Source organism: Longitalea arenae (genome assembly GCF_016924755.1).
Classification (GTDB): domain Bacteria; phylum Bacteroidota; class Bacteroidia; order Chitinophagales; family Chitinophagaceae; genus Niastella; species Niastella arenae.
Map to the genome: position 1 here is coordinate 343,443 of NZ_JAFFJX010000004.1, position 13,833 is coordinate 357,275.

Sequence of the window (13,833 nt, forward strand, 5' to 3'; positions counted from 1 at the left end):
GTTGCGGTGGGGATAAAATACCTGCTACCTACCTGACAAATCTCCTGCTTACCTGTCGTCCATCCAGGGAATACGTCAACACATAAACACCAGGCGCCAAACGCGCAATATTGATCCGGTTCGAGACGGGCCTAACCGTCATTACAGTCCGCCCCATGATATCGTAGATCCGTATTGGAATATTACCCTGGGGCGGAGCGTCGAAAAGCTTTAACTCCTGCTGGCCGGGTGAACTGGAAATCGTAATTCCTTCTTTTGCCTGCACACGCGCCGCAGCAGCCGTGGCAAGGGTGCTTATCACTAAAGAAGAAACCTTATCATTCCAGCCATCGTCTACCAAACAGGCATCGCTGGCCGTTTTAACCAGGCTGGCGCCGCCAAAATTATCGTCCCAATACAGCGTTAACCGGTAACCGCTCTGTACGGTGAGGGAAGAAATGTCATCATTCACAATACCACGCGCCTGCAGGCTGCTCAAGGTATAATTTCCGGGGGTCAGCGCCACCGAATTACCGCTGTAGTTGCAATCTTTATAAAAGGTGGCCACCGTTGTTCCGCCGCCGCCGGCAAATGCATTGTTAATGGCAGCTGCATAGGCTTCTGTACCCGTTGTATTATCAAAATCATCATATAACCACATAAAGCCGCCGTCGATGCCGCAATTGTTCTTCCAGGTGGTCAGCTGGCTTTGTACCTGGCTGGTTGTTTTCTCCTGGTCCCATAAACCAGCGTACACGGGTATATTGCCAAAATTCCAGTTACAGGGATTATTACCTGCACCGCCCGCATAACATTGCAGGTCGATGCGGTCAACCGTACCCGGCCGCTGGTTATTGGTATTGGTAGCCACACCCGTCCAGAAGGAAGCAGCCGTATAAGGCACCAGCGAAATCTTGAAACCCAAACCACCTAGCATAACCGCAAAAGCGGTGGCCGAATTCACATCGTAGGTGCTTTCATCATCAAACCCTATCGCATCTACAGTGGGAAAGGTATTTTTCAACACCTGGAAATTCCGGTACAGGATGCTTGAAGGCCCGGTTCCCTGCGCATTGATCAGGTTCCTGATATTGGCGAAGGTAGAAGAGCCCCAGGCGCTTAAACAAAATTCCAGGCGGTTAATGGTGGTGGGCGCTGTTTTCAACGATGCAATATCACTTACAAAGTTCGGATAGGAGGAAGCGCCGATATACACGCCATTTTGCACCAGGGGAAATTCGGCATTGAAATTCAGGTTACCGCTGGCATCGATGTGAATGGTCCATACCACCAGACAGGTATAACCGGAACCTTTTAATTCGCTGATGGAATAATTGCGGTTCTTATAAACCGGGCCGCCGGCATACAAACCAGCGTTTGCCAAAAGTGTTTGTGACAGGCTTATAAGCAGGCAAACGTTTATAATATATTTCATTAGTTAGTTATTTGGCTTGTTAGTTATAGAGTTCGTAGATCATAAAGACCTGTAAGGTTCGCCGGTGGCTCTTGAATAAGCAGGCGCTTGAGCGAACCTGCAGGTCATTTTACTCAAACCTGTCAGCTGTACAAAACTTGCTACATGCGCAACTTCAACCAGTACAGCTTACAGGTCTTATTGTCACTTCTTTACAAACTTCTTGGTGAAACTCTTATCGTTACTATTTATCATTAACGTATACACGCCAGCAGTCAATTTAGATACATCAATACTGTTGGCAGTAAATCTTGTCCGGTATACTTCCCTGCCCGTTACATCGAGGATCCTGATCAGCGAACCGGAAATTGATTGCGGCAGATTGAACCGCAGCTCATTCCTGACCGGATTGGGATAAATGACCAGTTGCTTTTCGGTCAGGTTAGCAGTTTCGGCGCTGGCTGCGAGACTGGTAGTTGTTACCCGCAGGGATGTTGCCAGGTCATTGAAATTATTGGCCACGAGGCAGGCATTATCTGCCGTAAGCGTTACTGAGCTACCACCAAAATTATCATCCCAGTATAATTGCACCTGGTAGCCGTTGCTTACTTTCAGGGAAGAGATATCGTCATTCAAAACGCCCAGGTTCTGCAACTGAGCCAATGTATAATTACCTACCCGCAGGGCAGTTACATAACCGCCATAATTACAATGTTTATACACATACGCAACGCCCGTTCCATAGGCAAAGGGAAAATCGTTACGCGCCTGGTTGAACTGTGTTTCAAAGGTGGATGTCCAACCGAAGGCCGCCGTAGCCAGCGGTTTCAGGCTTACCCCTGCAGCCCCGCTCCAGAAATGAATGAACTCACCCCAATTCATATTCCGCGAATAGCTGTTGCCATTTTTAGGAAAATGCTGGGCCAGCAATTCAAAGAACCGGTTCAGCACCTGTGTACCGCCATAATTATTATAAATGGGATAAAACCAGTCGCGGAACCAATGGGTTCCGGCCACCGGGAAATTATCCGTTTGGTTCTGCATCTGGTTATACCAGCGGGTAGCTTCACTGGTTTTGCCCAGCTTCAGGTAAACGTCATAGATAAAGATCTCTGCCCACTTGCTATCGCCCCAGATAGGAAAGGCCGGTGAGCCATGAATTCCTTTACTGGCGCCTTCTACAATATGCGCCACTTCGTGGGTAGTAATGTCAAGGTCGCCACCGGTGCCGCTCGTCCAGGAATAAGGACCAACATCTATGACATTGCGGTAATCATGACTGGCATCGAAATAGGTGGAAGGATGGCCGCCACTGTATTTATTGGTGTGAAAAATGGCAAAGAGGTGCGGGTCGCTGCCGAAATTGCCATACACATTTTTTACATAGCGCCATACATCGCCCATATAAGTATATGGCCAGGTAACCGAATTACTGACATCATTATCGTAATAAACGGCCACGTCATTATCATAGAACTTCCGGCTCAGCAGCTGGTTATGCTCAAACCAATGCTCCTGCCAGGTAGCGGGTGGCGTTTGAGCTGTTATGGTTTGCACTACAATGCAAAGGAACAACGTGTAAATAATTTGTTTCATAGTTATGAGGTTTGATTGGTGAATGGTGAATGATCAATATGAACAGGGTTATTAAGTCATTGGCTGGTGGGCACGCGCAATACAATGCTGGCCAATAGCACGGGGCTAGAGGCAAAAGGCCTGGATACCAAAATGGCTATAACTTATTTTATGTAACCTGCAGGGAATTTCGCGGGTCAGGCTTCGGTGCCTGTCCGCCTTCTGATTCAGCGTCCGGCATTCAGCCTTTAGCGTTCCGCGTATAAGCTTTAGCGTTTAGCGTGCCGCTTTAGCATTTCTTCTAAATTACCTTGTTTAGCAAGTATGAGCCAATAGAAAAGTTGGCAGGATGGAAAATATTTTTATTCACATGAGTGTCTTTGCATATATCTTCTTCCGTTAGTGATCGTTGAGCGGAAGGCCCCGTTGCTGGAATTCTTTCCAGTTCACATAATCAGGGCCTTTGCGTTGTTCTACCATGGTAATGCAATCATCTACCGGACAAATAAGCTTGCATAAATTACAACCTACACATTCTTCTTCTTTAATGGTATAGGTATTATATGGCCTGCCATATTGCAGGTTGATCGCCTGGTGGGAACCATCCTCACAGGCAATATAACAAAGACCACAATGGATGCATTTGGTTTGATCGATATTAGCGACAATATGATAATTGATATCCAGTTCCTCCCATTGGGTAAGATGCGGAACCGATCTGCCAATGAAATCATTGATGGTTCTAAACCCTTTTTCATCCATCCAGTTATTCAATCCTTCACACATGTCTTCAACAATGCGGAACCCATGTTTCATGGCTGCTGTACATACCTGTACCGTAGTGGCACCTAGTAGCATAAATTCAACGGCATCTTTCCAGGTGCTGATGCCGCCGATACCCGATACCGGCACTTTAGCGGTTACAGGGTCCTGACTGATAGTAGCCAGCATCTTGAGGGCTATGGGTTTTACGGCCGGACCACAATAGCCGCCGAAAACCGATTTACCGGCTACATAAGGATTCGGCACGAAGGTATCGAGGTCGATACCTGTAACCGACTGAATGGTGTTTATCAATGACAGCCCATTCGAACCTGCTTCAACCGATGCCTTCCCGGTTGGCACCACCGAATGCACATTGGGGGTGAGCTTGGTTATAACGGGAATGGTTGCTTTTTCCATCACCCATTCCACCACCAGCCGGGCGATCTCGGGGTCCTGCCCTACCACAGCGCCCATGCCGCGTTCCGTCATTCCATGCGGACAACCAAAATTCAACTCGAGGCCATGGGCACCGGTGTCTTCTACCTGCGCGATCAGCTCATGCCATTTCTCCCGGGTATTATCCGCCATCAGCGATACGATCATGGCGCGGTCGGGAAATAATTTAATACATTCCTTTATTTCGCGCAGATTGAGCTCCAGCGGACGGTCACTGATCAGTTCAATATTATTAAAGCCCATTACTTTGGTGCCATTGTAGTTGACAGCAGAATAGCGGCTCGATACATTTTTTACCTGGCTGCCCAGCGTTTTCCAAACCACGCCGCCCCAACCGGCTTCAAAAGCGCGCAGCACATTGATCTTTTTATCGGTAGGAGGCGCACTCGCTAACCAGAATGGGTTGGGCGATTGTATCCCGAGGAAGTTTGCGGATATGTCAGCCATAACGTTCGTTTACGGTTATCGTTTTTGGTTTTTGGTTTTTGGTTTGTGGTTTGTGGTTTGTGGTTTGTGGTTTGTGGTTTGTGGTTTGTGGTTTGTGCCTCGCGACTAATAGCTAACTCAAGAATATGACATCAACAACTCGCAACAACTCAATAACTCAAGAACTGAATAACTCAGGAACTGAATAACTTAATAACTGAATAACTCAGGAACTGAAAAAATTCATGAATGCAGATAGTCAAATATTGCATGAGCAGCTAATTTACCCGCCTGTACGGCATCCACCACTTCCTTGCCACCGTTTACACAATCACCGCCGGCAAATACCCCCGGAATATTCGTGGCGCCATTCTTTTCAGCTATTATCCTTCCCTGCATTTGTTGTAACTGGTTAGCGGCCACCATCTCTTCAAATGGAATTTGTCCGGCAGCCTTGATAACCATATCCACTTCCAGTATGAACTTTTCACCGGTGTCAACAGGCATACGCCGGCCACTGGCATCGGGGTCGCCCAATTGCATCAAATTACAAACCAGTTGAGTCACTTTTCCTGCTTCTCCTTTGATCATTGCCGGCGCCGCCAGCCAGATGATGCGGCAACCATCAAGTTTGGCTAGATCCAGTTCTGCTTCCGTACAAGGCATTTCAGCCTGCGTTCTGCGATAAACCAGTGTAACTTCTTTAGCTCCCAATCTTTTTGCCTGTGTGGCTGCATCGATCGCCGTCATGCCCATGCCGATCACAGCTACTTTATCACCTACCGGCACCTCTTCGTATACGCCCGCCCGGATGTTATAGATAAAACGAATGGCATCTACCACACCTTCCAGTTCTTCACCGGGAATTTGCAGCTGCCGGGCGAGACCAACCCCAAATCCCAGGAACACCGCATCGTATTGTGCTTTCAGCTCAGCCAGCGTAATATTGTTGCCCAGCTCCTGGCCGTACTTTATTGTAATGCCGCCAAGCGAAATGATATAGTTCACTTCATCTTCACAGAAGCGAGGCGTTACTTTATAGGCTGCAATGCCATAGGTCATTAACCCACCGCCTTTTTTCTCTTTTTCATAAATAGTTACCTCCACTCCTTCCCGGCTGAGAACATGCGCACAACTTAATCCCGCCGGACCTGCGCCTACAATAGCTACTTTCTTGCCGGTAGCTGGTTTGCGGCTAAACAACTGCCATTTTTTTTCCATGGCCTGCTCCGTGGCATAACGTTGCAGGCGGGCAATAGGTATCGGAGGTTCTTCCAGTAAATTATATACACAGGAGCCTTCGCAAAGTTTCTCTACCGGGCATACCCGTGAGCAACCAGCTCCCATTATATTGGCAACAAAAATGGTATGGGCCGCCCCTTTTACATTGTCTGTGCTGATCTGCTTGATGAATTTGGGAATATTGATCTCTGTTGGACAACTTTTAATACAGGGTGCGTCATAGCAGAACAAACAACGGTTGGCTTCCACCAGCGCCGACTCCCTGCTGTCGAATGGCGGGTGAATATCGCTGAAGTTCTGTTCGTATTGTTCAGCTGTTAATCTGTTGCTCTTTATAGGCATGTTTTAATGTCAAGTTTAAGCATCCATACAGGTTTAAAGGAATTGAGTTATCAGTTACCGGATACAGGTTACCGGGGCGCAGAGTAAATGAATGCTGATAGAAGGCAGGCAAACTGAAACTTAAGTCCTGGTGACTGGCAACTGGAAACCGGCAACTATAAAAAATTACAGTTCCACCAACTTGCCATAAGTCTCCGGTCTTCTGTCCCTGTAAAATTGCCAGATACTTCGTACTTCTTCAATCATGTCCAGATCAAAATCGGCTACCAGCAATTCATCTTTATCTTCTGATGCAATGGCGAATATTTGTCCCCGTGGATCAACGAAATAAGAAGAGCCATAGAACTTACCCAGGTTCCAGGGTTTCTCCTGTCCCACCCGGTTGATGCAACCCATAAAATAACCATTGGCGGCCGCATGTGCCGGTTGCTCCAGTTTCCATAGGTATTGCGATAAGCCGGCAACCGTTGCCGAAGGATTGTACACGATCTCGGCGCCATTTAACCCCAGGACCCTTGCCCCATCGGGAAAATGCCGGTCATAACAGATATACACACCTATTTTTGCATACCGGGTTTGAAACACCGGGTAACCCAGGTTGCCCGGTTTAAAGAAGAACTTTTCCCAAAAACCGGATGTGTGCGGAATATGGTTCTTCCGGTATTTTCCCAAATAGCTGCCATCTGCATCAATGACTGCTGCTGTATTATAGAGCACACCGGCCTGTTCCTTCTCATATATGGGGACTATCATCACCATATTGTATTTCCTGGCATAAGCGGCCATCCGTTCAGTCGTTGGTCCCGGTACCGTTTCTGCCGATTCATACCAGGCGCGATCCTGCCCGGGGCAGAAATACGGGGTATTGAATATTTCCTGCAGGCAGAGGATCTGTACGCCCTGCTCTCCGGCCCTTTCAATATAGGGAATATGCTTTTGCACCATCGCTTCCTTAATGTCTTCAATGGTGCCCTCCCCTTCCGTCTTCGGCAAACTCATTTGTATTAAACCCGATTTAATGATCCTTGCCATATATATACGTTTTAAGTTCTAAGTTTCTACTGCCTTCTGCCTTCCGGCTTCTGGCTTCTGATTTCCGGCTTCTGGCTTCCGCTTTCTAAATGTATTGGCTGACCTTATTCCGTTTAATAAACTTTCCATATCCTTTTTGCACAAGACACTTCCCATTGTCAATCGCAAGCTCTCCACGCAGGATCACGGTTTTTACTTTTCCCGTCACCGGCCAGCCCTCATATGCGGAGTAGTCGACATTCATGTGATGAGTATCCGCAGACAGCGTATGTTGTTCATTTGGGTCAAAGATCACCATGTCTGCATCACTGCCCGGAGCCAGGGTTCCCTTGCGGGGGAACATGCCAAAGATCTTTGCAGGGTTCGTACAGGCCACTTCTACAAACTTGTTCAAACTGATCTTTCCTTTGTGAACACCTTCACTGTACAATAATTCCATGCGATGCTCGATGGCCGGATGGCCATTCGGGATCTTGGAAAAATCATCTTTGCCCATCAGCTTTTGCTCCCATTTAAACGGACAATGATCCGTTGCCACTACCTGCACTAATCCCTGGTTAATTCCTGCCCACAGGGTTTGCTGGTCTTTTTGCTCGCGCAGGGGCGGACTCATTACCCAGCGGGCGCCTTCAAAATCTTTTTCATACAAAGACGCATCCAGCAGCAGATATTGAATGCATGTTTCCACAAATACTTTCTGATTTCTGCGGGTGGCATTACGAACGGCATTTAAAGCGCCCTCACAGGTAAGGTGAACAATATAGCCCGGACAACCCGTATAATAGGTCATATCTACAAACCGTTCAGAAGCCTCCGCTTCGGTTATTTCAGGTTGTGACAGATAATGATAGCGGGGTGATAATTTTTTCTCTGCGCGGTGTTTGGCCACCAGGTAATCGATCATATCGCCATTGGTCGCATGCACATTGATCAAACCGCCATATTTCTTCACTTCTTCCATCAGGCCGATCATTTGCCGGTCATCGATCATGAGCGCTCCTTTATACGCCATAAACGTTTTGAAGGAAACGATCCCTTCCCGCTCGATCATTTTTTGTATTTCCGTGCGCGTATTATCATTGAAATCGGTCACGGCCATGTGAAAACTATAATCGCCCACACAATTATTATCGGAGCGCGACCTCCATTCTTCCAGCGCTGCCTGCAAACTGTTTCCCTGCTTTTGCAGAATAAAGTCGATGACCATGGTTGTACCGCCAAATAAAGCGGCCCGCGTGCCGGTTTCGTAATTGTCGCTGGAAAATGTTCCCATGAAAGGCATATCGAGATGTACATGCGGGTCTATTCCACCCGGGAAGACGAGCTTACCTGTAGCATCTATTTCCTGGTCGGCTTCTACCCCCAAATTCCTGCCGATGCTTTCTATGGTTTCATCCACCACCAGGATATCGGCAGTAAAATCCGCGTCAGCCGTTATGATCCGTCCGTTTTTAATCAATAGCGACATGTAATGTTTCTTCTTTAATGGTGATGGAATCAGGTACCAGGGGTTTATAATTCCGCATCATCAGCAGATAGGCGAATCCCGAAATAAAGAAACCAACAAACCATGCGTAGTTGTACAAATGCGAGATCCACGCCGGCACACTGTTGGTTGAGATGACTTTTATAGTGGTAAGAAAGCCCGGAATATTCGGCGCCACACCCAGCAGCAAAGCGATTATCGCACTGTAATTATAGCCATTTCTGAATGTGTACAATCCATTTGTTTTATACAGATCAGCGGTTGACAACTGCTGTTTACGAACGAAATAATAATCGGCGATCATGATGCCTCCTACCGGCCCCAACAAGCTGGAATATGCAATGAGCCAGGTAAAAATATACCCCGTAGGATCGGCGATCAGCTTCCAGGGAAAAATGAGAATGCCCAGCACGCCGGTAATATAACCGCCTTTGCGAAAAGATATTCTCGATGGCGCCAGGTTGGCGAAGTCATTGGCCGGACTAACAATATTCGCGGCAATATTGGTTGCAAGCGTTGAAATGGCTACAGCGATCATCGCAACGCTTACCAGTAATTTGCTTTCAAACTTAGCGGCTAATACCACGGGGTCCCAAATGGTGTTGCCATAAATAATAACGGTGGCCGAGGTAACGACTACACCAATGAAGGCAAACAAGGTCATGGAAGGCGGCAATCCAATGGCCTGGCCTTTTATCTGCGCTTTCTGACTTTTGGCATACCTGGTAAAATCCGGAATATTGAGTGAAAGTGTTGCCCAAAACCCAACCATGCCCGTTAGTGCCGGGAAAAAGAAATCGAAAAATTGAGCATTAGTAGTAAACTTTGAAGGCTGCTGCAAAATAGGGCCCAGACCATGCGAGGCATTGATGGCCCAGAACAATAATGCCAGGGCTGCCACAGGAAGAAAGATCGCTTTGAACACCAGCAGCTTGCGGATGCTTTCAACACCCAGGTAAACGATGAACATATTAAGCGCCCAGAATGCTAAAAAACAAATAAAAGGAAGGGCTTGCGGAAATAATGCCGAGTGATCGATCGCTGGCAGGGATGGCTCCCATGCCCTGATCATTTGATAGATCGCAGCACCGCCAATCCAGGTTTGAATGCCAAACCACCCACAGGCTACAATCGCCCTGAGAATAGCGGGAATATTCGCGCCCCGGATGCCAAAACTTGCGCGGGCGAAGACGGGGAAAGGAATACCGTATTTCGCACCTGCATGTCCGTTAAGGATCATAGGTATCAATACAATGGTATTCCCCAAAAATATGGTAAGGATGGCCTGCCACCAGTTCATGCCTCCGCCGATCAGTGAACTGGCCAGCATATAAGTGGGAATGCAAAGGCTCATGCTGATCCATAAGGCTGCGTAGTTCCAGGTATTCCATTTACGGTTGGCTACCGGAACGGGGGCAAGGTCTTCACTGTATAGTGATTCATTATTCATATGTATTCGGAGGCGGCGGTATGGCCTGTTTGGTGAAACCTGTCAGCGGAGGTACGGCGGGAAAAAACCAGAACTTTCTTCAATTTACAAATTCATCGGCAATTGCAATGGCTTCGCTGATCATCATTAGTCCCTCATCCACTTCCTCTTTCGTGATACACAGCGGAGGCGCAATGAAAATATAATTCCAGCGAACAAAGGTGTAGAGGCCCAATTCTTTGAGTTTGGCAGCTACCTTGTTTATGATTACCATTTCTTCTGGTTTGGCGTTAAACGGCGCCATCGGTTCTTTGGTACCGCGATCCTTCACCAGTTCAATACAACCCAGTAAACCGGTATTCCTGAAATCGCCGATGCTGGGATGTTTCAGTTTTAGCTGTTCTACCCGGGCTTCAAGATATTGCCCCATTTTAGTGGCATTCCCCAGCAAATGCTCCTCTTCATAGATCTTCAGCGTTTCCAGAGCCGCCGCACAGCTAACGGGATGAGCGGAATAGGTTAGCCCCAGCCACAATACCCGCTCATTAAAATGGGCGGCAATGGTATCACTGACGATCAATGCGCCCAGGGGCAGATAACCAGACGTTAATCCTTTTGCCGTGGCGATCATATCGGGTACTACGCCATAATGATCCATTCCAAACCATTGACCGGTGCGGCCAAACCCACTCATCACTTCATCGGCGATCAGCAGGATATTGTGCTTATCGCAAAGGGCGCGTACTTTCTGCAAATAATCGGGCGGATACTTGATACATCCCGAGGAGCCGCTTTCCCCTTCCATAAGAATGGCTGCAATATTAGCGGGTCCTTCAAATTCTATGACCCGTTCCAGGTGACCTACACATTCCCGGCTGCAGGAAGTAATTTCCTTACCCCAGGGACAGCGATAACAATACGGATCTTCTATGTGTACAATATTCGGCACCTGTTGGGCATCGGAAGCCAGTTTACGCGGATCGCCCCCGGCTGTCATGGCGCCGTACGAAGCGCCATGAAATGCGCGGTACCGGGCAATGATCTTGTGCCGGCCGGTATACAGGCGGGCAAGTTTAATGGCATTTTCAATAGCCGAAGCCCCGCAAACAGTGAACAGGGTTTTGTTTAAACCGGGTGGTGTTAGCGAAGCCAGCTTCTTGCCCAAATCGCCCCGTACTTTGGTAACGCAACTTGGTGTTACATAACTTACCTGTTGCATTTGTTCCATAACGGCCTTTGTTATCCGCTGGTTACCATGACCTATATTCACATTCATGAGGCCGGAGGAAAAATCGAGGTACCGTTTGCCGTCATAATCGTACAGGTATACGCCCCGTGCGCTTTTTATGGCAATGGGCGATATGCCCTTTTGCTTGCTCCACGAAAAGAGCGTATAATCCATATTATCCTGAATGATTTCCTCAGTTTCAGGGATGGTACTAACTATTGACATGATTATTTATTTGCGTTTCGTGATACGGAAAATGGAAAACGGTAAAACAATTCATTACCACAACTTGTCCCGGCGCTAGCCGGGATGATCACAACCTGTCCGGCTCTGCAGGATCAGCATACCAGCTAATGGTAGCTCAGCTCATCCAATTCACTCCTGCCTCCGGATTCCATTTAACCGTTGACTTTTTTAGTTTCGTCCAGAATTCAATGGAACTTTTTCCGGTAATATCGCCTACCCCGAATTTGCTCTCATTCCAGCCGCCAAAAGAAAAAGGTTCGCGGGGTACAGGAACGCCTACATTAACGCCGATCATCCCCGCGCTGGCCCGGTCGATCACATATCGCGCGAGCCCGCCGTTCTGCGTAAACACGGATGCGGCATTACCATAGGGATTGGCATTTTCAATAGCGATGGCTTCGTCTATTGTATCCGTGCGCATAATACTTATAACGGGACCGAAGATCTCTTCTTTCGCCACCGCCATATTTGGTTTCACGTGATCAATAACGGTAGGCCCCACGTATGTACCCGCTTCCTTGCCGGGTACGGTTGCATGCCGGCCATCGACCAGCACCCGCGCACCCTGCGCTTCCGCTTCGGTTATATAATGTTCAATCCTTTCCTTGGATTCTTTGCTGATGACTGCACCCAGGTTCTGCCCCGGCACGATCTTCTTAGCTTCTTCACAGATCTTCTGGATGATATGATCAACGTTGCCCACGGCTACCATGGCGGAAGCAGCCATGCAACGCTGACCGGCGCAACCGCTCATAGATGCGGCAACGTTCTGGGCGGTCATGTCGGCCTTGGCGTCGGGCAAGACCAGCAAGTGATTTTTGGCGCCACCCAGTGCGAGGCATCTTTTATAATGGTGAGTAGCTCGCTGATAAACGATCCTGGCCACCTTGGTACTACCAACAAAGGATACAGCTGAAATACCGGGATGGTCACAAATGGCATTCACGATGATACTGTCGCCATTAACGACATTGAAGACACCATCCGGCAAACCCGCTTCTTTTAATAATAAGGCCAGGCGCCCCACACTCAGTGGCACTTTTTCCGAAGGTTTTATGATCATGCAATTGCCCAGGGCAAGGGCATTGGGGATCGTCCAGTTGGGCACCATGCTCGGAAAATTAAAGGGCACAATAGAAGCCACCACGCCCAGCGGTACGTGTTCCGTGCGGCATTCTACCCCTTTGCTTACTTCCAGTACTTCACCGGTAACCAATTGAGGCAATGAAACGGCAAACTCTGTGAGCTCGATGCATTTTTCTATTTCTGCAATGGCTTCGCCCATGGTCTTGCCATTCTCTTCACTCACCAGCGCGGCCAGCTCCTGCAGATTCTTTTCCAGTAAATAACGGTACCGGAATAACACCTGCACCCTTTCTTTAATAGGTGTATGGCTCCAGGCATGAAAAGCAAGTTTGGCCGCTCGTACTGCTGCATCAAGGTCTTTTGGGGCCGACATTGGTACGGTAGACAAATGCGTTCCGTCGAGCGGAGAAATAACGGGCAGTGTTTGGTCCGATGATGCATCCACAAACTGTCCATTAATGTAATTCTGAACAGGGGCGTACTTCATGAGCAGGCGGTTTTAGATACTATAAATTTTGCAGAAAGGCAATCAGTAAATTAAAAAATATTTAGTACTAAACCAAAAAACAAACAGTATTTTTATTTTTATCGCATCTTTGCTGTATGCAGAAAAATGGTTTTCCACTCGATGAACTCGATTTTGCGATCCTCTCTTGCCTGCAGAAGGATGGCCGTATGTCGTTTACCGTTATTGCAGAAAAACTGAATGTATCCATTGGCACCATTCGCACCCGCGTGAATAAATTAATTGAAGAAGGCACCATTAATATCATTGGCCGCGTGAATCCGGCGAAAGTAGGATTCGGCGCTTATGCTCAAATAGCTATATATGTACGGCCGGCTACCTTAAAGGACAAAGTAGCGCAAAAAATAGCCAGATTACCAGAAGTTAGTTTTCTGGCGATGACATCGGGTGATTATGACCTGGAAGTAGATGTCATGTGCCGCGATAATGACCACCTGGTGCAATTCATTAATGAGATCTCAAAAATTGAAGGGGTTTATCAAACCAAAACAACCCTTTATTTCAAAGTGTATAAGTATGCCCAGCCCGATTTGAACTTACTGAAGTAAGCAACCCCTGGGCCTGCTGGCAGGTATGCTGGTTTGCCGGGATTTCGTTAACT

Annotated in this window: 10 protein-coding genes; 1 reads left to right on the plus strand and 9 read right to left on the minus strand. The window is 47.8% G+C overall.

Annotation, left to right across the window (positions count from 1 at the left end; all coding sequences use genetic code 11):
- Positions 1 to 28: 28 nt before the first annotated feature.
- The 9 genes from JT717_RS12050 to JT717_RS12090 all read right to left on the minus strand — a co-directional run bounded on the left by JT717_RS12050 (position 29) and on the right by JT717_RS12090 (position 13,193).
- The gene (locus JT717_RS12050; RefSeq protein ID WP_205510718.1) at positions 29 to 1,414 is read right to left on the minus strand and encodes a T9SS type A sorting domain-containing protein; all 1,386 of its coding nucleotides are present in this window, start codon (positions 1,412 to 1,414) and stop codon (positions 29 to 31) included.
- Between the two features lie 183 nt (positions 1,415 to 1,597).
- Positions 1,598 to 2,989, minus strand: a complete 1,392-nt coding sequence (locus JT717_RS12055; protein ID WP_205510719.1) for a T9SS type A sorting domain-containing protein — start codon at positions 2,987 to 2,989, stop codon at positions 1,598 to 1,600.
- 378 nt (positions 2,990 to 3,367) lie between these two features.
- Positions 3,368 to 4,636 carry an NAD-dependent dihydropyrimidine dehydrogenase subunit PreA gene (preA, locus tag JT717_RS12060; protein ID WP_205510720.1) on the minus strand — a complete coding sequence of 423 codons (1,269 nt, stop codon included), beginning with the start codon at positions 4,634 to 4,636 and terminating at the stop codon, positions 3,368 to 3,370.
- Between the two features lie 222 nt (positions 4,637 to 4,858).
- Entirely contained in the window at positions 4,859 to 6,199 is a 1,341-nt protein-coding gene (locus tag JT717_RS12065; RefSeq protein WP_205510721.1) for an NAD(P)-dependent oxidoreductase, read from the minus strand.
- A 165-nt stretch (positions 6,200 to 6,364) separates the two neighbouring features.
- Entirely contained in the window at positions 6,365 to 7,231 is an 867-nt protein-coding gene (locus JT717_RS12070; RefSeq protein ID WP_205510722.1) for a nitrilase-related carbon-nitrogen hydrolase, read from the minus strand.
- Positions 7,232 to 7,316: 85 nt separating this feature from the next.
- Complete coding sequence (gene hydA, locus JT717_RS12075; RefSeq protein ID WP_205510723.1) at positions 7,317 to 8,699, minus strand: dihydropyrimidinase; 1,383 nt, start codon at positions 8,697 to 8,699, stop codon at positions 7,317 to 7,319.
- On the minus strand, positions 8,683 to 10,167 hold the full coding sequence (locus JT717_RS12080; RefSeq protein WP_205510724.1) for an NCS1 family nucleobase:cation symporter-1: 1,485 nt from the start codon (positions 10,165 to 10,167) through the stop codon (positions 8,683 to 8,685). Before JT717_RS12080 ends, hydA begins: the two co-directional genes overlap by 17 nt.
- A gap of 79 nt (positions 10,168 to 10,246) precedes the next feature.
- Positions 10,247 to 11,599: an aminotransferase class III-fold pyridoxal phosphate-dependent enzyme gene (locus JT717_RS12085; RefSeq protein ID WP_205510725.1), complete on the minus strand. Its 1,353-nt coding sequence runs from the start codon at positions 11,597 to 11,599 to the stop codon at positions 10,247 to 10,249.
- A 136-nt stretch (positions 11,600 to 11,735) separates the two neighbouring features.
- The gene (locus tag JT717_RS12090; protein ID WP_205510726.1) at positions 11,736 to 13,193 is read right to left on the minus strand and encodes a CoA-acylating methylmalonate-semialdehyde dehydrogenase; all 1,458 of its coding nucleotides are present in this window, start codon (positions 13,191 to 13,193) and stop codon (positions 11,736 to 11,738) included.
- Between the two features lie 116 nt (positions 13,194 to 13,309).
- Between JT717_RS12090 and JT717_RS12095 the strand changes: the two genes are divergently transcribed.
- Entirely contained in the window at positions 13,310 to 13,780 is a 471-nt protein-coding gene (locus JT717_RS12095; protein ID WP_205510727.1) for an Lrp/AsnC family transcriptional regulator, read from the plus strand.
- Positions 13,781 to 13,833 lie beyond the last annotated feature (53 nt).

Bases quoted from the DNA above. Each gene is read 5' to 3' on its own strand.
- JT717_RS12090 (WP_205510726.1), bottom strand. From the start codon at position 13,193: ATGAAGTACGCCCCTGTTCAGAATTACATTAATGGACAGTTTGTGGAT.
- JT717_RS12070 (WP_205510722.1), bottom strand. From the start codon at position 7,231: ATGGCAAGGATCATTAAATCGGGTTTAATACAAATGAGTTTGCCGAAG.
- JT717_RS12065 (WP_205510721.1), bottom strand. From the start codon at position 6,199: ATGCCTATAAAGAGCAACAGATTAACAGCTGAACAATACGAACAGAAC.
- JT717_RS12085 (WP_205510725.1), bottom strand. From the start codon at position 11,599: ATGTCAATAGTTAGTACCATCCCTGAAACTGAGGAAATCATTCAGGAT.
- JT717_RS12095 (WP_205510727.1), top strand. From the start codon at position 13,310: ATGCAGAAAAATGGTTTTCCACTCGATGAACTCGATTTTGCGATCCTC.
- JT717_RS12055 (WP_205510719.1), bottom strand. From the start codon at position 2,989: ATGAAACAAATTATTTACACGTTGTTCCTTTGCATTGTAGTGCAAACC.
- JT717_RS12080 (WP_205510724.1), bottom strand. From the start codon at position 10,167: ATGAATAATGAATCACTATACAGTGAAGACCTTGCCCCCGTTCCGGTA.
- hydA (WP_205510723.1), bottom strand. From the start codon at position 8,699: ATGTCGCTATTGATTAAAAACGGACGGATCATAACGGCTGACGCGGAT.
- JT717_RS12050 (WP_205510718.1), bottom strand. From the start codon at position 1,414: ATGAAATATATTATAAACGTTTGCCTGCTTATAAGCCTGTCACAAACA.
- preA (WP_205510720.1), bottom strand. From the start codon at position 4,636: ATGGCTGACATATCCGCAAACTTCCTCGGGATACAATCGCCCAACCCA.